16 protein-coding genes, 3 tRNA genes and 1 pseudogene are annotated in these 17,286 nt (G+C 39.9%); 13 read left to right on the top strand and 7 right to left on the bottom strand.

Features of this window, described 5'->3' with window-relative positions:
• The first annotated feature begins 105 nt into the window (after positions 1-105).
• The 10 genes and pseudogenes from PCY06_RS01750 to PCY06_RS01705 all read left to right on the top strand — a co-directional run bounded on the left by PCY06_RS01750 (position 106) and on the right by PCY06_RS01705 (position 7,935).
• Positions 106-939: an aminoglycoside 6-adenylyltransferase gene (locus tag PCY06_RS01750; RefSeq protein ID WP_012000637.1), complete on the top strand. Its 834-nt coding sequence runs from the start codon at positions 106-108 to the stop codon at positions 937-939.
• On the top strand, positions 920-1,654 hold the full coding sequence (locus PCY06_RS01745) for a CPBP family intramembrane glutamic endopeptidase (protein ID WP_012000636.1): 735 nt from the start codon (positions 920-922) through the stop codon (positions 1,652-1,654). Before PCY06_RS01750 ends, PCY06_RS01745 begins: the two co-directional genes overlap by 20 nt.
• Positions 1,655-1,706: 52 nt before the next feature.
• Positions 1,707-4,157, top strand: coding sequence for a DNA topoisomerase IV subunit A (gene parC / locus PCY06_RS01740; RefSeq protein WP_012000635.1), 2,451 nt, complete (start codon positions 1,707-1,709; stop codon positions 4,155-4,157).
• 173 nt (positions 4,158-4,330) lie between these two features.
• Positions 4,331-5,353 (top strand): branched-chain amino acid aminotransferase, encoded by a 1,023-nt coding sequence (locus PCY06_RS01735; protein WP_012000634.1) that lies wholly within the window; start codon positions 4,331-4,333, stop codon positions 5,351-5,353.
• A gap of 98 nt (positions 5,354-5,451) precedes the next feature.
• On the top strand, positions 5,452-5,682 hold the full coding sequence (locus PCY06_RS01730) for a DUF2969 domain-containing protein (protein WP_008809182.1): 231 nt from the start codon (positions 5,452-5,454) through the stop codon (positions 5,680-5,682).
• Positions 5,683-5,735: 53 nt separating this feature from the next.
• Positions 5,736-5,816 (top strand) — tRNA-Tyr (locus PCY06_RS01725).
• Positions 5,817-5,866: 50 nt separating this feature from the next.
• A tRNA-Gln gene (locus tag PCY06_RS01720) sits at positions 5,867-5,938 on the top strand.
• 163 nt (positions 5,939-6,101) lie between these two features.
• Positions 6,102-7,307 (top strand): 30S ribosomal protein S1, encoded by a 1,206-nt coding sequence (gene rpsA / locus PCY06_RS01715; protein WP_008809181.1) that lies wholly within the window; start codon positions 6,102-6,104, stop codon positions 7,305-7,307.
• Between the two features lie 85 nt (positions 7,308-7,392).
• Positions 7,393-7,464: transfer RNA gene (locus PCY06_RS01710), tRNA-Arg, on the top strand.
• Between the two features lie 53 nt (positions 7,465-7,517).
• Positions 7,518-7,935 (top strand): annotated as a pseudogene (locus PCY06_RS01705) (NUDIX hydrolase).
• A 43-nt stretch (positions 7,936-7,978) separates the two neighbouring features.
• Here the strand turns inward: PCY06_RS01705 and PCY06_RS01700 are convergent.
• Positions 7,979-8,965: an L-lactate dehydrogenase gene (locus PCY06_RS01700; RefSeq protein WP_008809179.1), complete on the bottom strand. Its 987-nt coding sequence runs from the start codon at positions 8,963-8,965 to the stop codon at positions 7,979-7,981.
• A gap of 196 nt (positions 8,966-9,161) precedes the next feature.
• Here PCY06_RS01700 and gyrA point away from each other — a divergent pair, with 196 nt between their 5' ends.
• The 3 genes from gyrA to radC all read left to right on the top strand — a co-directional run bounded on the left by gyrA (position 9,162) and on the right by radC (position 13,138).
• Complete coding sequence (gene gyrA / locus PCY06_RS01695; protein ID WP_012000631.1) at positions 9,162-11,615, top strand: DNA gyrase subunit A; 2,454 nt, start codon at positions 9,162-9,164, stop codon at positions 11,613-11,615.
• Positions 11,616-11,618: 3 nt separating this feature from the next.
• Complete coding sequence (locus PCY06_RS01690; protein WP_060970992.1) at positions 11,619-12,374, top strand: class A sortase; 756 nt, start codon at positions 11,619-11,621, stop codon at positions 12,372-12,374.
• An 83-nt stretch (positions 12,375-12,457) separates the two neighbouring features.
• A complete protein-coding gene (gene radC / locus PCY06_RS01685; protein ID WP_045503208.1) occupies positions 12,458-13,138 on the top strand; it encodes a DNA repair protein RadC in 681 nt (226 codons plus the stop codon).
• Positions 13,139-13,157: 19 nt separating this feature from the next.
• On the opposite strand, the gene PCY06_RS01680 is transcribed toward radC, so the two are convergent.
• From PCY06_RS01680 to PCY06_RS01655, 6 genes are all read right to left on the bottom strand, one after another.
• Positions 13,158-13,823, bottom strand: coding sequence for a redox-sensing transcriptional repressor Rex (locus tag PCY06_RS01680; protein WP_041789693.1), 666 nt, complete (start codon positions 13,821-13,823; stop codon positions 13,158-13,160).
• Positions 13,824-13,907: 84 nt separating this feature from the next.
• Complete coding sequence (locus PCY06_RS01675; RefSeq protein ID WP_060553542.1) at positions 13,908-14,141, bottom strand: DUF4649 family protein; 234 nt, start codon at positions 14,139-14,141, stop codon at positions 13,908-13,910.
• 34 nt (positions 14,142-14,175) lie between these two features.
• Entirely contained in the window at positions 14,176-14,523 is a 348-nt protein-coding gene (locus PCY06_RS01670) for a DUF1831 domain-containing protein (protein ID WP_045503199.1), read from the bottom strand.
• On the bottom strand, positions 14,513-15,640 hold the full coding sequence (locus tag PCY06_RS01665) for a cysteine desulfurase family protein (RefSeq protein ID WP_082307616.1): 1,128 nt from the start codon (positions 15,638-15,640) through the stop codon (positions 14,513-14,515). Before PCY06_RS01665 ends, PCY06_RS01670 begins: the two co-directional genes overlap by 11 nt.
• Before the next feature lie 9 nt (positions 15,641-15,649).
• Positions 15,650-16,606 carry a ribose-phosphate diphosphokinase gene (locus PCY06_RS01660; RefSeq protein ID WP_105165167.1) on the bottom strand — a complete coding sequence of 319 codons (957 nt, stop codon included), beginning with the start codon at positions 16,604-16,606 and terminating at the stop codon, positions 15,650-15,652.
• A gap of 71 nt (positions 16,607-16,677) precedes the next feature.
• Positions 16,678-17,247 carry a CYTH domain-containing protein gene (locus PCY06_RS01655; protein WP_301386954.1) on the bottom strand — a complete coding sequence of 190 codons (570 nt, stop codon included), beginning with the start codon at positions 17,245-17,247 and terminating at the stop codon, positions 16,678-16,680.
• Between the last annotated feature and the right edge of the window lie 39 nt (positions 17,248-17,286).

Raw genomic sequence — 17,286 nt, 5'->3', positions numbered from 1 at the left:
ACTATTTTAGAAATGGTCGGTCAAATCTTTCGAGACATGCAGGAATCTGCTTTGCCAACTTTGATTGCTATATAAAGAAGCTCCAATGTAAAGATAGGTATTCCCATGAAAACTGAAACCGAGATGTTTGATGTGATTTTGCAAACTGCAAAAGCGCTACAGGTCTACGCTGTCGCTATGTCTGGTTCGCGGTCAAACCCAAATGCTACCAAGGATGAGTTCCAAGACTATGATGTGGTCTACATTGTGGAGGATTTGCATGCTCTGGTGGCCGACCTTGCTTGGTTGGAAAGGTTTGGCGAGCGCGTGATTGAGCAGCATGTTCTACTAGACCATCGTCGCCTCTATCTCATGCTCTTTGAAGATGGCAATCGGATAGATTTGACTCTTTGCCCCAAGGAGCATATCAAAGAGTGGGTGGATAGCGAAGCGGATTTCACGGTGCTGGATGACCCGCAGGGACTGTTTGCTCCTTACGCACCGACACCCAAGCGCTATTGGACGGCACCAGCCAGTGCGACTGACTTTGACAAATCCTGCAATGAGTTCTGGTGGGTGTCAGCTTATGTAGTCAAGGGCATTCATCGGAACCACCTTGTCTATGCGACGGATCATCTGTATGGAATCTGCCAGCAAGAATTGCTCAAGCTTTTAGCTTGGCAAGTAGCAGCGGATAAAGGAACTGTCGATGTTGGCAAGAACTACAAGTACCTCTTTCAGTATTTGCCTGCTGAGAAAGAGAAGGAATTTACAGCCTTGCTTGACTTTTCTGACCAGAAAAAAATTACCAAGTCTCTCTTTGCTACCATGGACTTTTTCCACAAAGAAGCCCAAGCTTTCTCTCTCAAAACCGGCTTCCACTATGACAAAGAAACCGCCGAGAAGATGATTGAGTATGCTAAGGAGAGACTCGAAACAAATGAAACATTTACAAAATAATAAGATAACAAAATTTTTACTGATTAGTTTTCTCATTTCTTGGGGATTTGGTTGGGGATTGCTCGCTTTTCTGACGCAAATGAGCCTCTTAAGTCTACCAAGTCCACTAGGAGTTTTTCTCCATTTACTAGGAGGTTTCGGTCCAACGATTGCAGCCATTTCTTGTTTGCCTCAAAAATCCATTAAAAGCATAGTCTCTTTTATCTTAGGGGACTCAAAGAAATATATTTTGTTATTTCTTTTACTAATTTTCGTGCAGACAGGTGTCATTGCTTTCTCATCTAAGGAGCTTAATCCGGCTTTTCCACTAGGAAATTTGTTTGTTGTTTTTTTGAGTGCAGTCTGTGTTTATGGTGGCGAAGAAGAATTGGGATGGCGAGGCATCTTGCAACCAACTTTGGAAACTAGATTCTCCTTTTGGATTTCCGGTTTGATAACAGGTTGTATTTGGGCAATATGGCATGTACCTTTATGGTTTGTGATTGGAAGTTCCCAAAGTAGGATGCCTTTTATATTATTCAGTCTATTTGCAATTTATCTCAGTATTCTTCTAGCAGCTGTTTTCAAAAAGACTAAATCGATCCTTTATTGCGCCATTTTTCACGGCCTAATTAATACCCTACTTAGCTTATTTGTTATTAAAATTAATCTTTTATTCATTCTAGGATTAGTAGGATTGCTCTTCTTTTCTCACTACCTACAAAGAAATAGTTAAATTTATAAAATATAGATTTACTTTACAATAAAACACTAAAAAGAGAATTATTATGTCTAACATTCAAAACATGTCCCTTGAGGACATTATGGGAGAGCGCTTTGGTCGCTACTCCAAATACATTATTCAAGAGCGGGCCTTGCCGGATATTCGAGATGGCTTGAAGCCTGTGCAGCGCCGTATTCTTTATTCCATGAACAAGGACGGCAACACCTTTGACAAGGGCTACCGCAAGTCAGCCAAGTCAGTTGGGAACATCATGGGGAATTTCCATCCCCACGGTGACAGCTCCATCTACGATGCCATGGTCCGCATGTCTCAGGACTGGAAAAACCGTGAGATTCTCGTTGAGATGCACGGTAACAACGGCTCCATGGACGGTGATCCACCGGCAGCTATGCGTTATACTGAGGCGCGGCTGTCTGAGATGGCTGGCTATCTTTTGCAGGATATCGAGAAAGATACTGTTCCTTTTGCTTGGAACTTCGACGATACCGAGAAGGAGCCGACTGTTCTGCCGGCAGCCTTTCCTAACCTTTTGGTCAATGGAGCAACTGGGATTTCCGCTGGTTATGCGACTGATATTCCACCCCATAATCTAGCCGAAGTCATTGACGCGGTCATCTATATGATTGACCATCCGTCTGCCAAGGTTGACAAACTCATGGAGTTTCTGCCTGGTCCAGACTTCCCGACAGGAGCTATTGTTCAAGGTCGTGATGAGATTAAGAAAGCGTACGAGACTGGTAAAGGTCGCGTCGTGGTGCGTTCCAGAACTGAGATTGAAAAGCTGAAGGGTGGTAAAGAGCAAATCGTCATCACCGAGATTCCTTACGAGATTAATAAAGCGGTCTTGGTCAAGAAGATTGACGATGTGCGGGTCAATAACAAGGTGGCCGGTATTGCTGAGGTGCGGGACGAGTCCGACCGAGACGGCCTTCGCATTGCCATCGAGCTCAAGAAAGACGCCAATACCGAGCTGATTCTCAATTATCTTTTCAAATACACTGATTTGCAAGTTAATTACAACTTCAACATGGTGGCTATTGACAATTTCACGCCTCGCTTGGTGGGGATTGTACCAATCTTGACCAGTTATATTGCCCACCGCAAGGAGATTATTCTAGCTCGAAGCCGCTTTGACAAGGCCAAGGCTGAGAAACGGCTCCATATTGTGGAAGGATTGATTCGGGTTATTTCCATCTTGGACGAGGTGATTGCCCTGATTCGTGCTTCTGAAAACAAAGCAGACGCCAAGGAAAATCTGAAAGTCAGCTATGATTTCACTGAGGAGCAGGCCGAGGCTATTGTCACTCTCCAACTCTACCGTTTGACCAATACAGACGTAGTAGTTCTGGAAGAGGAAGAAGCAGAGCTACGCGAGAAGATTGCAATGTTGGCTGCTATTATCGGTGATGAGCGTACCATGTATAATCTCATGAAGCGAGAGCTCCGCGATGTCAAGAAGAAGTTCGGCAATCCGCGTCTCAGTGAGCTACAGGATACAGCAAACGCTATCGAGATTGATACAGCTAGTCTCATTGTTGAGGAAGAAACCTATGTCAGCGTGACACGTTCTGGTTATATCAAACGGACCAGTCCACGTTCCTTCTCAGCTTCTACCCTAGAAGAGATGGGCAAGCGTGACGATGACCGACTGATTTTCGTCAGTCCAGCCAAGACGACCCAGCATTTGCTAATTTTCACAAGTCTTGGAAATGTTATTTACCGGCCTGTTCATGAGCTGTCAGATATCCGCTGGAAAGAAATTGGAGAACACCTCAGCCAGACCATCAGTAACTTTGATACCAAGGAAGAAGTTATCTATACAGAATTACTGGACAGCTTTGAGGAAGGCACTTACTTTGCAGCGACTAAGTTAGGTCAAATCAAGCGAGTGGAGCGCAAGGAGTTCAGTCCTTGGCGGACCTACAAGTCTAAGTCGCTCAAGTTTGCCAAGCTGAAAAATGAAGATGACCAGGTTATTGCTCTGGCGCCGATTAAGCTGGATGATGTTATGCTCGTGACCAAAAATGGCTATGCCCTTCGTTTCAATATTGAGGAAGTACCTGTTATTGGTGCTAAGGCAGCTGGAGTTAAAGCCATCAATCTTAAGAAGGACGATGTTCTAGCGGCAGCTTTTATCGCCAACACAGACTCGCTTTATATCCTGACTCAGCGTGGTTCGCTCAAGCGAATGGCAGTCGCTGATATTCCTGTTACTAGTCGAGCAAATCGCGGTCTCCAAGTTCTGAGAGAGCTTAAGACCAAGCCGCACCGTGTCTTTGTGGCTGGACCAGTCTTTGGCGAAGCAGTGGACTTTGACCTCTTCACAACAGAAGCAGAAGCCGGCGAGGAGCAGATTTTGCAGGTGCTTTCTAATAAAGGAACTGCCTATGAGATCAATCTAGCTGATCTTAGCCTATCTGAGCGGACTAGTAACGGCAGCTTCATATCTGATAGCATTTCAGACGAAGAAGTCTTCTTAGCTTATATTAAGTAATTATCAAACCAGTTCAAACGAGCTGGTTTTTTTGAATTTTAAAATTTGTTTTCAAACCAAAAATTTAATAACAAAATTTTCTGAAAATTGAAAATAATGCTTGAAAATTTCTTAAAAAGGTGTAAAATAAGGAGTATCTAAAAAATGAAGTTTGGAAGTAGAGGAGTAAGATTATGACTGTAAATCTCGACTGGGAAAATCTAGGATTCTCATATATGAAATTGCCTTATCGCTTTTTAGCTTATTACCGCAATGGTCAGTGGGAGGAAGGCAAACTGACAGAAGATGCGACCCTGCATATTTCTGAGTCTTCACCAAGCCTTCACTATGGTCAGCAGGCTTTTGAAGGACTTAAGGCTTATCGAACCAAGGATGGCAGTGTCCAGCTCTTCCGTCCGGATGAGAATGCTAAGCGCCTGCAACGCACTTGCGATCGTCTCTTGATGCCACAAGTTTCAACTGAAATGTTTGTGGAAGCTTGTAAGGCTGTCGTCCGTGCGAATGAGGAATATGTACCGCCATATGGAACAGGAGGGACTCTCTACCTTCGTCCACTTTTGCTTGGTATCGGAGATATCATCGGGGTAAAACCAGCGGAAGAGTATATTTTTACGATTTTTGCTATGCCAGTTGGAAACTACTTCAAGGGTGGTTTGGTTCCAACCAACTTCTTGATCCAAGATGAATATGACCGAGCGGCTCCACATGGTACAGGTGCTGCTAAGGTAGGTGGTAACTATGCAGCCAGTCTCCTACCAGGTAAGATGGCTAAGTCTCATAACTTTTCAGATGTCATCTACTTAGATCCATCAACTCATACTAAGATTGAAGAAGTAGGATCAGCGAACTTCTTTGGAATTACAGCAAATAATGAATTTGTAACACCGCTGAGTCCATCCATTCTACCGTCCATTACCAAATATTCCTTGCTTTACTTGGCAGAGCACCGCTTGGGCTTGACTCCGATTGAAGGCGATGTTCCGATTAATGATTTGGATCGCTTTGTTGAAGCCGGAGCTTGTGGTACAGCGGCAGTTATCTCACCAATCGGAGGTATCCAACATGGTGATGATTTCCATGTATTCTATAGCGAGACAGAAGTCGGTCCAGTTACCCGCAAGTTGTATGATGAATTAACTGGTATCCAATTTGGTGATGTTGAAGCGCCAGAAGGTTGGATCTACAAAGTTGATTGATAGGAAGAGCCCAAAAGGCTCTTTTCTTCTTAATTACAAGAAATCACTTGCCAGGTTTTTGCTTTTTGTGTAAAATAGTATTTTGAAAGAGGTAAGAAATGAGCAAAAAAGATAAAAAGATTGAAATTCAAATTAATGATAGTAAGGTCAAAGTAGGAGCAGATTTATTTGATGGCTATTCGCTCGTTATTGGTAAAAAAGTAATTGGTGAGATTGCAGAATTAGATGGTCAGTATGCTATAATTAAAAACGGCAATGCAGATGCTTTCTATAAAAAACTTGAAAAGGCTGTAGAAAATTTAATAGAAACCTATAATTTAGGCAAATAAGGTGTTGATTTTCCATTTTTTTCGTGTTATAATAGTTGACGTTGATTGTATACGGAGAGATAGCGAAGAGGCTAAACGCGGCGGACTGTAAATCCGCTCCTTCGGGTTCGGGGGTTCGAATCCCTCTCTCTCCATTAGCGTTCATTTTGACGATGATAAAGTGACTATTGTCAGCGCTCTTTTTTGGGGTATAGCCAAGCGGTAAGGCAAGGGACTTTGACTCCCTCATGCGTTGGTTCGAATCCAGCTACCCCAGTTCTTAGGTGATATATCAGACGAGGGGGATAAAATATCTTAGGGTATTTTATTTCTTTATAAATGGTATAAAAACGGTAAAGATAAATCAACATGTCGTTGCGGGCGCTTAGGAAAATAAAATGGATGTCAAGTGAAAACTTGATTGTTGGAGGATTTTTTAGATGAATGAATTTGAAGATTTGCTAAACAGTGTTAGCCAAGTCGAGCCAGGTGATGTTGTTACTGCTGAAGTATTGACAGTTGATGCAAACCAAGCTAATGTTGCAATTTCTGGCACTGGTGTTGAAGGAGTGTTAACTCTTCGTGAGTTGACTAATGATCGTGATGCTGACATTAACGACCTTGTAAAAACAGGCGAAACACTTGAATTGCTCGTTCTTCGTCAAGTAGTGGGTAAAGATACAGATACAGTTACTTACCTAGTATCTAAAAAACGTTTAGAAGCTCGCAAAGCATGGGACAAATTAGTTGGTCGTGAAGAAGAAGTTGTTACTGTTAAAGGAACTCGTGCAGTTAAGGGTGGACTTTCTGTTGAGTTTGAAGGACTTCGTGGTTTTATTCCAGCTTCAATGCTTGACACTCGTTTTGTACGTAATACTGAACGCTTTGTAGGTCAAGAATTTGATGCTAAGATTAAAGAAGTTGATCCAAAAGAAAACCGCTTCATCCTTTCACGTCGTGAAGTTGTTGAAGCTGAAGCTGCTGCAGCTCGTGCCGAAGTATTTGGTAAATTAAATGTTGGTGATGTTGTAACTGGTAAAGTTGCTCGTATCACTAGCTTTGGTGCTTTCATTGATCTTGGTGGTGTTGATGGTTTGGTTCACTTAACTGAGTTATCACATGAGCGTAACGTATCACCTAAATCTGTTGTAACAGTTGGTGAAGAAATTGAAGTGAAAGTCCTTGACTTAAACGAAGAAGAAGGTCGTGTATCACTTTCACTTAAAGCTACAACACCTGGACCATGGGATGGTGTTGAACAAAAACTTGCTGCTGGTGATGTAATTGAAGGTACTGTTAAACGCTTGACAGACTTTGGTGCTTTTGTTGAAGTATTGCCAGGTATTGATGGTTTGGTTCACATCTCACAAATTTCTCACAAACGTGTTGAAAATCCAAAAGATGTCTTGTCAGTTGGCCAAGAAGTAACTGTTAAAGTTCTTGAAGTTAACCCAGCTAATGAGCGTGTATCACTTTCTATTAAAGCTCTTGAAGAACGCCCTGCGCAAGAAGAAGGACAAGAAAAAGAAGAAAAACGCCAATCACGTCCACGTCGTCCTAAACGTCAAGAAAAACGTGACTTTGAACTTCCAGAAACTCAAACTGGATTCTCAATGGCTGACTTGTTTGGTGATATCGAATTATAAGATAATTTAGAAGTTGAGTTTTCTCAACTTCTTTTTCTTTTTTGACTTGTATTTTTAGTGAAAATTAGTTATAATAAATGAGTTGCCACCCTTAGTGTAATGGATATCACGTAAGATTCCGGTTCTTGAGATGGGAGTTCGATTCTCTCAGGGTGGATGACTTAAAATTGGACTCTTCGGAGTCTTTTTTCTTTCTTGGAGGAACATGCAATGACAGTAAAATTAATTGCCCATAGCTTGATCGAGAAAGACGGGAAGTATTTGCTTATCAAACGCTCGAAAATAAAGCGAGGCCTCCCTAATGTCTATCCATCTTATTGGGATATTCCAGTCGGAAGTGTAGAAGAGAATGAACTGCCTAGAGAGGCCGCTCTACGTGAGACTATGGAGGAGGTTAATCAAAACCTTCGGATTGATAAGATTATCCATGAAGATAGTCAGTTTGATGCTAGCAAAGATACTGTTTTCACACGCTTAGTTTATGCGGGTAGAATTTTTGGAAGAGCGTGATATTATATTAGATCCAGAAGAGCACACAGACTTTGTCTGGATTTCTTCTTTGAAAGACCTAGAGAGCGAGCTCATCGTACCTTATTTGATAGATATTTTTGCTGACAAATCTGTATAAAGCAAAAAAAAACATCCCCTTTTAACAAGGAGATGTTTTTTTCTTAGTTTTTAGAAGCTGCTTGGAATTCTGGATTTTTCCATGCTTCATCAATGATTGCTTGTAACTCTTTAGCAGAAGCTTGCATTTTTTGAGTTTCAGCATCGTTCAATGGGATATTTACTGGACGTACGATACCGTGAGCACCAACGATTGCCGGTTGACCGATAAAGACGTTTTCAACTCCATATTGGCCTTCTTGGAAGACAGAAAGTGGTAGAACGGCATTTTCATCATCAAGGATAGCTTTAGTAATACGAGCAAGGGCAACTGCGATACCGTAGTATGTAGCACCTTTTTTATTGATGATTGAGTAAGCGGCGTCACGGACTGAAATGAAGAGGTCTACAAGATCCGCTTCGTTCAAGTCACGGTTAGCTTGTAACCATTGTTCTAGTTTTACACCAGCTACGTTAGCGTGTGACCAAACAGCGAACTCTGAGTCACCATGTTCACCCATGATGTAGGCATGGACTGAACGAGCATCAACACCGATTTTAGCTGCCAAAGCTTGACGGAAACGAGCTGAGTCAAGTGATGTACCAGAACCAATGACACGTTCTTTAGGGAAGCCAGAGAACTTCCAAGTAGAGTAAGTTAAGACATCAACTGGGTTAGCAGCTACGAGGAAGATACCATCGAAACCAGAAGCAACAACTTGCTCAACGATAGATTTGTTGATAGCAAGGTTTTTACCAACAAGATCAAGACGAGTTTCGCCTGGTTTTTGGGGAGCACCAGCTGTGATAACAACAAGGTCAGCATCCGCGCAGTCTTCGTATTTTGCTGCATAAATTTTCTTAGGTGAAGTAAATGCAAGCGCATGACTAAGGTCCTCTGCGTCACCAACTGCTTTTTCAAATAATTGTGGAATTTCAATAATACCGAGTTCTTGTGCAATTCCTTGGTTAACAAGAGCAAATGCGTATGAAGAACCTACGGCACCATCACCGATAAGGATTACTTTTTTATGTTGTTTTTCAAGAGTCATCTCTAAAATCTCCTTTTATTTTTTTACGGGTTTGTCCCAAACAAGTCTATTCTATCACTTTTAACATGCTTTGTCACGGCAGATGGTCATCTTTAAAAGATGTAAACGTTTTTAGGATCAAGGCTATTTACTGAAAAAATGTTTAAAATATGATATAATAGTACAGTTATATAAAGTGAAAAGAGGCATTTTTTTAATGCAAGATAAGAATTTAGTAAATGTCAATCTAACGAGTGAAATGAAGACAAGTTTCATTGACTATGCTATGAGTGTTATCGTTTCTCGTGCACTTCCAGATGTTCGTGATGGATTAAAACCGGTTCATCGTCGGATTCTTTATGGAATGAATGAGCTGGGAGTTACTCCTGATAAACCACATAAAAAATCAGCCCGTATTACAGGTGATGTTATGGGTAAATACCATCCGCATGGTGACTCATCGATTTATGAAGCTATGGTTCGGATGGCACAATGGTGGAGCTATCGCTACATGCTTGTTGATGGCCATGGAAATTTTGGTTCCATGGACGGAGATGGAGCTGCTGCTCAGCGTTATACAGAAGCACGTATGAGCAAAATTGCTCTTGAGATGCTTCGTGATATCAACAAGAATACTGTTGACTTTATCGATAACTATGATGCTAATGAGCGAGAACCAATAGTCCTTCCTGCCCGTTTTCCAAATCTTTTGGTTAATGGTGCAACTGGTATTGCTGTTGGTATGGCGACTAATATTCCGCCGCATAATTTAGCAGAGTCTATTGATGCGGTTAAGCTGGTCATGGATAATCCTGAAGCAACAACCCGTGATATTATGGAAGTTTTGCCTGGGCCTGATTTTCCAACAGGAGCCCTAGTTATGGGCAAATCAGGTATTCACCGTGCCTATGAAACGGGGAAAGGCTCGATTGTTTTACGTTCTCGTACTGAAATTGAAGAAATGAAAAATGGTCGCGAGCGGATTGTTGTAACCGAGTTTCCTTATATGGTTAATAAGACTAAGGTTCATGAGCACATTGTTCGCTTAGTACAAGAAAAACGTATTGATGGTATAACAGCTGTCCGTGACGAGTCTAATCGTGAGGGTGTCCGTTTTGTCATTGAGGTTCGTCGGGATGCGTCTGCTCATGTCATTCTAAATAATCTCTTTAAATTGACACAAATGCAGACCAATTTCAGCTTCAATATGTTAGCTATCCAAAATGGTGTTCCTAAAATACTCTCTCTTCGTGAGATTCTTTTAGCTTATATCGAGCACCAAAAAGAAGTTGTGACTCGTCGAACAGCCTTTGATAAAGATAAGGCCGAGGCTCGCGCTCATATTTTAGCAGGTTTGCTGATTGCTCTTGACCACATCGATGAAGTTATTCGCATTATTCGCAACAGCGAGACGGATGCTGAAGCACAGGCTGAATTAATGGCTAAGTTTGAATTGTCTGAACGTCAAAGTCAGGCTATTCTCGATATGCGCTTGCGTCGTTTGACTGGTTTGGAACGCGATAAAATTCAGTCAGAATATGATGAATTGATTGCTCTAATAGCTGATTTGGCAGATATCTTAGCTAAACCTGAAAGAGTTCTTACAATTATTAGAGAAGAATTGGATGAAGTGAAGCGGAAATTTGCTGATGAACGTCGTACAGAGCTTATGGTAGGAGAGGTTCTCTCTCTAGAAGATGAAGATCTGATCGAAGAAGCGGATGTTTTGATTACCTTGTCAAATAAAGGATACATCAAACGTTTAAACCAAGATGAGTTTACAGCTCAGAAACGTGGTGGCCGCGGTGTTCAAGGGACAGGCGTCAAGGATGATGACTTCGTCAAGGAACTTGTTTCAACTAGTACTCATGATCGTCTACTCTTCTTCACTAATAAGGGGCGCGTTTATCGTCTGAAAGGATATGAGATACCTGAATATGGCCGGACTGCAAAAGGTTTACCAATTGTGAATCTCCTGAAATTGGATGAAGGAGAAACAATTCAAACTATTATCAATGTGGAACAGGATCATAGCCAAGACTCTTATCTCTTCTTTACGACTCGTCTAGGGGTAGTCAAGCGTACTAGCGTAGCCGATTTTGCTAATATTCGTCAGAATGGACTCAAGGCTTTGAATTTGAAGGATGAAGACGAGCTGATTAATGTTTTCCTAACTGATGGAGCTGCTGATGTTATTATCGGAACAAAATTTGGTTATTCTGTTCGCTTCAATGAGACAGCTGTTCGTAACATGAGTCGTATTGCAACTGGTGTACGTGGTGTTAACCTAAGAGACGGTGACCAGGTTGTTGGAGCAGGTGTTGTGTCTGACAACGATGAAGTTCTTGTTATTACTGAGAAGGGTTATGGTAAGCGAACTCTTGCTAGTGAATATCCGACAAAAGGCCGTGGTGGTAAAGGGATTAAAACAGCTAATATTACAGAGAAAAATGGTCCTTTAGCTGGTTTAATGACAGTCAATGGTCAAGAAGATCTGATGATCATAACCAATACTGGTGTGATTATTCGGACAAGTGTTGCAAATATTTCACAAACTGGTCGCTCTACAATGGGTGTTAAGGTTATGCGTCTTGATCAGAATGCTCAGATTGTTACCTTTACAACTGTAGAAGCAGATGATAAAGAAGAGTTGCAAGACGAGAAGGAGTAAATTATGGGCAGAGGATCACGAAGAGCCAAGAAGAAACGTAGTAGACGTAATATTATATTAAATATTCTTTCGGTTATCTTACTGTTAGTTGCACTTGCCCTAATTTTTAATTCTTCAATTAGAAATATGATTATGGTTTGGCATACAAACAAGTACCAGGTTTCTAAAGTATCTAAGAAAGAAATTGAGAAGAATAAAGCAAGTAAAGGTAGTTTCAATTTTGAAAAAGTTGAACCTCTATCGACTGAAGCAGTTTTAAATGCTCAATGGAAGGCACAACAACTTCCTGTTATCGGTGGGATTGCGATTCCTGAACTGTCCCTTAATTTACCAATTTTTAATGGACTTGAGAATGCAGGTCTTTATTATGGCGCTGGTACTATGAAAGAAACTCAGCAAATGGGAAAAGGAAACTATGCTTTAGCTAGCCACCATGTTTTCGGGATTACGGGAGCCAATGAAATGCTCTTCTCCCCTCTTGATCGAGCAAAAGCTGGTATGAAGATTTATCTGACAGATAAAGATAAAGTTTATACTTATTCAATAACTAGTGTTGAAAACGTGGAACCTGAAAGGGTAGATGTGGTTGATGATGCAGCTGATGGTACAGCAGAGGTTACTTTGGTAACCTGTGAAGATGCTGCGGCAACTTCTCGTACAATTGTTAAGGGTGTTTTAGAAAGTGAAACTCCATACAAAGAAACACCGAAGAAGATTTTGAACTACTTCAATAAATCATACAATCAAATGCAACTATAAATCTTATAATAAAAAAGAAGGAAGCATAAGTTTAATGCTTTCCTTTTTTCTTTTGCGAATAAATAGATTGTAAGGAGGTTTTTATGTACAGTATATCATTTCAAGAGGAATCATTATTACCACGGGAACGATTAGTAAGACTAGGAGCAGAGCAGTTAAGCAATCAGGAATTGCTTTCCATTCTCATTCGTACAGGAAATAAAAAAGAAAATGTATTCCAAATAGCTAGTAAAATTTTATCATCCGTATCAAGTTTGACTGAACTCCGTCATATGACTCTGTCTGAACTACAGGGGATATCTGGTATTGGACAAGTAAAGGCTATTGAACTACAGGCCATGATTGAGTTGGGCAGTCGTATTTCAAAAGCGGAGAATTTTGAAGGAGAACGTATACTGAGTAGTCAAAAACTTGCTAAGAAAATGCAACAGGAATTAAGTCATAAAAAACAAGAGCATTTGGTTGCACTTTATTTGAACACACAAAATCAGATTATTCATCAACAAACTATTTTCATTGGAAGTCTGACTCGGAGTTTAGCCGAACCTAGAGAGATTCTTCATTATGCGATTAAGCATATGGCGACATCAATTATCTTGGTCCATAATCATCCTTCAGGCGCAACTAGGCCAAGTAGGGACGACGATCAGGTGACAGAGAAAATAAAAGAAGCCTGCGAAATGATGGGCTTCGTTTTATTGGATCATTTAATTGTGGGAGGGGATAGCTATTATAGTTATCGAGAGGAAACAGACCTCATTTAAGGACGATTAGCTATAGTACTTAATCATGTTCTTTTTTCATAAAGTAGAGGAGAGTTTGAAGTTCGCTTGTCAAGTCGACGTACTGAACCACAATTTCTTTTGGTAGATGAAGATGCACAGGTGAAAAACTCATAATCCCTTTTATTCCAGCATCGACAAGAATATTGGCTACTTCCTGGGCTTTTACACTTGGAACAGTTAAAATTGCTGTCTTGATGTCTGCATCCTTGATTTTTTCTTTGATTTGAGAAATGCCATAAATTGGAATACCATCAGGGGTTTTTGTTCCAACTTCTTTGTGACTATCAACATCAAAAGCCATGACAATTTTCATCTTATTTCTTTCGTGGAATCGGTAGTGGAGAAGAGCGTGCCCCATATTACCAACTCCTACAAGCATGACATTGGTGATTGAGTTATCATTAAGTAAATCGGCAAAAAAATTCATTAATTTCTTAACATCGTAGCCAAAACCTCTGCGTCCAAGTTCACCAAAATAAGAAAAATCTCTTCGAACAGTAGCAGAGTCAATACCAATTGCTTCAGCAATTTGTTTGGAACTGGCTTTTTCTATTTTTTCTGCATTAAAGCGTTTAAAAATACGGTAGTAGAGGGATAAACGCTTTGCAGTCGCACGAGGAATAGTTGAATTTTTTTCGGTTTTCACAAAATCACGTCCTTTCATTTCTATTTTATAGAAAGTTTGTGAAAAAATCAACTATTTTAAAAGAATCCAAGGAACTAAAAATAAAAAAGAAAACTAAGGATTTTAGTTTTCTTTTTTACTTTCGTAAGCCGATAAATCAAACTGTAACATGGTTCGATAAAGATTGCCTATTTTTCCTACATAGGGAACTTCTATCCCCTTATATGTCAATGAGAGGACCGTTAAGTCATCTGGGATAGTGACACAGCCTGAAAAAGCTAACATGAATTCATCAAAATCAAGATAACGAACGATTCGTTCGACCTTATAAGAATCTAAGTATTTAAGTTCAATCATGGATATTCTCTGTAATTCTTGAATAAATGTTGGATTATTGTTCCGTCTTTGTAAAAATCTCTCTTTCAACTAAGCTATCCATCAAAAAGTAGAATTTCTGCTGGAGAATCTTTTGATCTTCTGATTTAAAAATATTAACTAGACGAAGACCTGATTTATCTGTGATATTAATTTTAAAACCAGACAAGTCTTTATTGAAAATAATTTTTAATAAAAATCCTTGACCACTATTTGGAATTTCCTCTAAGAGGCGAGTTAGTTCAAAGTTTCCCACTTTTGTTTCGGCAAAGGTATTATCTTTTAATGTAAATTTTTTAACATTTGGATTTACTTCATAACTGTATAAACAATCTTTTAATGCTACTGACTTTTCAAAGGCCATGTGTTTCTCCTAAAATTTCTTTTATTTTTTTTGTTAAAATGTGTATTTCTTGAATTGTATTTTGATCAGAAAAACTGATTCTAAAGGATTCTTTTAATCGGGGGGAAGTCTCACCATAAAAAGCTGACAAAACGTGGCTTGGCTCAATCGCTCCAGCAGTACATGCTGATCCTGTGGAGACAGAAATTCCTGCCATATCTAACTTCATCAGCAGGATATCGTTTGCCTGACCTGGAAATCCCATGTTAACCACATGAGGTAAATGAGGCTCCTGTTCATTGAGATAATAGTCGATAGTACCAAGTCCTTGCAAAAGTTCGTATCGAAGCTCTTGAATATGACTGAAGTTTTCGGCTATATGTTCAATATTATTTTCTAGTGCTGTAGCCATTCCAGCAATGGAAATGATGTTTTCCGTACCAGCTCTTTTTTTATCTTCCTGACTTCCACCGTGAAGTAGATTATCAAAGTGGAAATCTCTTGCATATAAGAAGCCAGTTCCTTTAGGTCCGTGAAATTTATGGGCAGAAGCGCTTAAAAAATCAATTCCTAATTCTTCTGGATAGATTGGAATCTTTCCCATAGCTTGAACCGCATCTACATGAAATTTAGCTGGATGATCTTTTAAAACTTCTCCAATTTCCTTAATAGGTAGTAGATATCCGGTCTCATTATTAGCAAACATGGTAGAGACGAGAATGGTGTCAGGACGAAGTGCATCCTTTATATCTTTTACTCGTATCTTTCCGTCGACTGGTTGGATAAAAGAAATCTCAAATCCGTATTTTTCAGCTAAATGCTGCAAGGGTTCTAAAACAGAATGATGCTCAATTGCTGTCGTAATAATGTGTTTTCCTAGATCTTGATGCTTGAGAGAATAGCCTTTTAGTATGGTATTATTGCTTTCAGTAGCACCAGAAGTAAACAGAATATTTTTTGCATTAGTTTGCAATATCTTAGCAATAGTCTCCCTGGCTTGTCTGAGAATCTTACTAGCCTCGCGTCCATGTTGATGAGTGCTAGATGGATTTCCATAGACCTGTACCATTAAGTCAGTCATCTTTTGGATAGCTACAGACGACAGAGGGGTCGTGGCTGCATTGTCAAAATAAATCATTTTCAATCCTTATTTTTTATTATATGCAAAGAGAGGACTGACTGGTTTTCTCTCTTGGATGCGGACAATAGCATCAGCAATCAACTCACTTGCTGTGATATACTGGATGTTTCTTGGAGTTTTTTCTTTGGTGTCTACAGAATCGGTTACTAAAATTTCTTTGATCGGAACAGCATCTAATTTTTCAGCGGCACCGTCAACGAAGAGACCGTGGCTTGAAACCGCATAGATTTCGGTTGCTCCTTCTCGATCGACAATTTTAGCAGCTTCAGTAAAGGTACGTCCAGTATTCAAGATGTCATCAATTAAGATCGCTTTCTTACCAGCTACCTCACCAATAATATACCCTTCATTGCGGTGAGCATCGTCTTGAGCATAGTCAATAATAGCGATAGGAGCATCTAGATGTTCTGCTAAACTGCGAGCTCTCTTAACACCTGAGTTCTTTGGACTTACAACGACAACATCATCACCTGTTAAGCCTTTATCGCAATAGTGTTTTGCAAAAAGAGGAACAGTGTAAAGATTGTCAACAGGAATGTCGAAGAATCCCTGCACTTGAACAGCGTGAAGATCAAGAGTCAGTACTCGATTCACACCTGCTTTTACTAACATATTTGCTACTAGTTTTGCTGTGATTGGCTCCCTAGGCGCCGCTGTACGGTCTTGACGAGCGTAACCAAAGTAAGGAATTACAACATTAACTGAGTTAGCACTGGCACGATTACAAGCATCTACCATGATGAGCAGTTCCATCAAATGGTTGTTTACTGGAAAACTTGTAGATTGAATGATGAAAACATCAAAGCCACGTACGCTTTCTTCGATGTTGACTTGGATTTCTCCATCAGAGAACTGACGTGATGAAAGTTTCCCAAGCGGTACTCCAGCAGCTTTTGCAATCTTCTCAGCGATAGCATGATTTGAGTTGAGCGAGAATAATTTCATGTTCTTTTTGTCATTGATTGAACCAAACATACCTAAAGATAACTCCTTTAATTTTCTGATTACTATTTTATCAAAAATATAAGATTTTTTCAGCTATTTGGCAAGTTTTTAGCAAATCTAGCGATCTTGCTTTTTAGAGGTGTGTATGGGAGATTGTTTTCTTGTAGAAAGTCAAAGAAATTAACTTTTCCATCTTCAGCATCTTGAACTTCAAGTTCTATTTCATAATCGTGAACATCAAAATAAAAATTTTCATCCAGTGCTAGAAGTCCAAACTCATGTTTCATTTCTCTGCGAATGGTGGTTAAGTGGCCTAGGATATTTAATTGATTCAGCTGAATCTTCGTTTTTTTCAAGTTTTCAAGAATCTGTCCCTCTGGTAGAGTCATATTCTCAATTATTGAATGAACTTCATCAGCTGATAAAGCTTGGTTGTATTCCATTGTTCCTACCCCTTGTGATACCTTCAAAGTCAGCTCAGCTGAATCCTCAAAACGACGGATACGTAAGGCCATTTTGTGGTCTCTAATAAAAAAATCGGGACTATCGATATAATAATTTGTTTGTTTTACAGGGGTAATATCTTTGAAAAGTGGTAGCAGACTGTCGAATTGTTCTTTGTTTAATCCGGATTTGTATTCAATCTCTAAATGGTTCATTGTTGATCCTTTTCTTTCGTTTGAAAACGATTTATGTTA

The organism is Streptococcus sp. SG1 (genome assembly GCF_030439935.1).
GTDB classification, from domain to species: domain Bacteria; phylum Bacillota; class Bacilli; order Lactobacillales; family Streptococcaceae; genus Streptococcus; species Streptococcus gordonii.
This window is presented reverse-complemented; position numbering and strand designations above follow the sequence as displayed.

Coding starts and splice junctions, on each gene's coding strand:
- PCY06_RS01735 (WP_012000634.1), top strand. CDS start 4,331: ATGACTGTAAATCTCGACTGGGAAAATCTAGGATTCTCATATATGAAA.
- radC (WP_045503208.1), top strand. CDS start 12,458: ATGTACAGTATATCATTTCAAGAGGAATCATTATTACCACGGGAACGA.
- PCY06_RS01690 (WP_060970992.1), top strand. CDS start 11,619: ATGGGCAGAGGATCACGAAGAGCCAAGAAGAAACGTAGTAGACGTAAT.
- PCY06_RS01750 (WP_012000637.1), top strand. CDS start 106: ATGAAAACTGAAACCGAGATGTTTGATGTGATTTTGCAAACTGCAAAA.
- PCY06_RS01700 (WP_008809179.1), bottom strand. CDS start 8,965: ATGACTCTTGAAAAACAACATAAAAAAGTAATCCTTATCGGTGATGGT.
- PCY06_RS01675 (WP_060553542.1), bottom strand. CDS start 14,141: ATGATTGAACTTAAATACTTAGATTCTTATAAGGTCGAACGAATCGTT.
- PCY06_RS01655 (WP_301386954.1), bottom strand. CDS start 17,247: ATGAACCATTTAGAGATTGAATACAAATCCGGATTAAACAAAGAACAA.
- PCY06_RS01680 (WP_041789693.1), bottom strand. CDS start 13,823: ATGAAAGGACGTGATTTTGTGAAAACCGAAAAAAATTCAACTATTCCT.
- PCY06_RS01670 (WP_045503199.1), bottom strand. CDS start 14,523: ATGGCCTTTGAAAAGTCAGTAGCATTAAAAGATTGTTTATACAGTTAT.
- PCY06_RS01730 (WP_008809182.1), top strand. CDS start 5,452: ATGAGCAAAAAAGATAAAAAGATTGAAATTCAAATTAATGATAGTAAG.
- gyrA (WP_012000631.1), top strand. CDS start 9,162: ATGCAAGATAAGAATTTAGTAAATGTCAATCTAACGAGTGAAATGAAG.
- rpsA (WP_008809181.1), top strand. CDS start 6,102: ATGAATGAATTTGAAGATTTGCTAAACAGTGTTAGCCAAGTCGAGCCA.
- PCY06_RS01665 (WP_082307616.1), bottom strand. CDS start 15,640: ATGATTTATTTTGACAATGCAGCCACGACCCCTCTGTCGTCTGTAGCT.
- parC (WP_012000635.1), top strand. CDS start 1,707: ATGTCTAACATTCAAAACATGTCCCTTGAGGACATTATGGGAGAGCGC.
- PCY06_RS01745 (WP_012000636.1), top strand. CDS start 920: ATGAAACATTTACAAAATAATAAGATAACAAAATTTTTACTGATTAGT.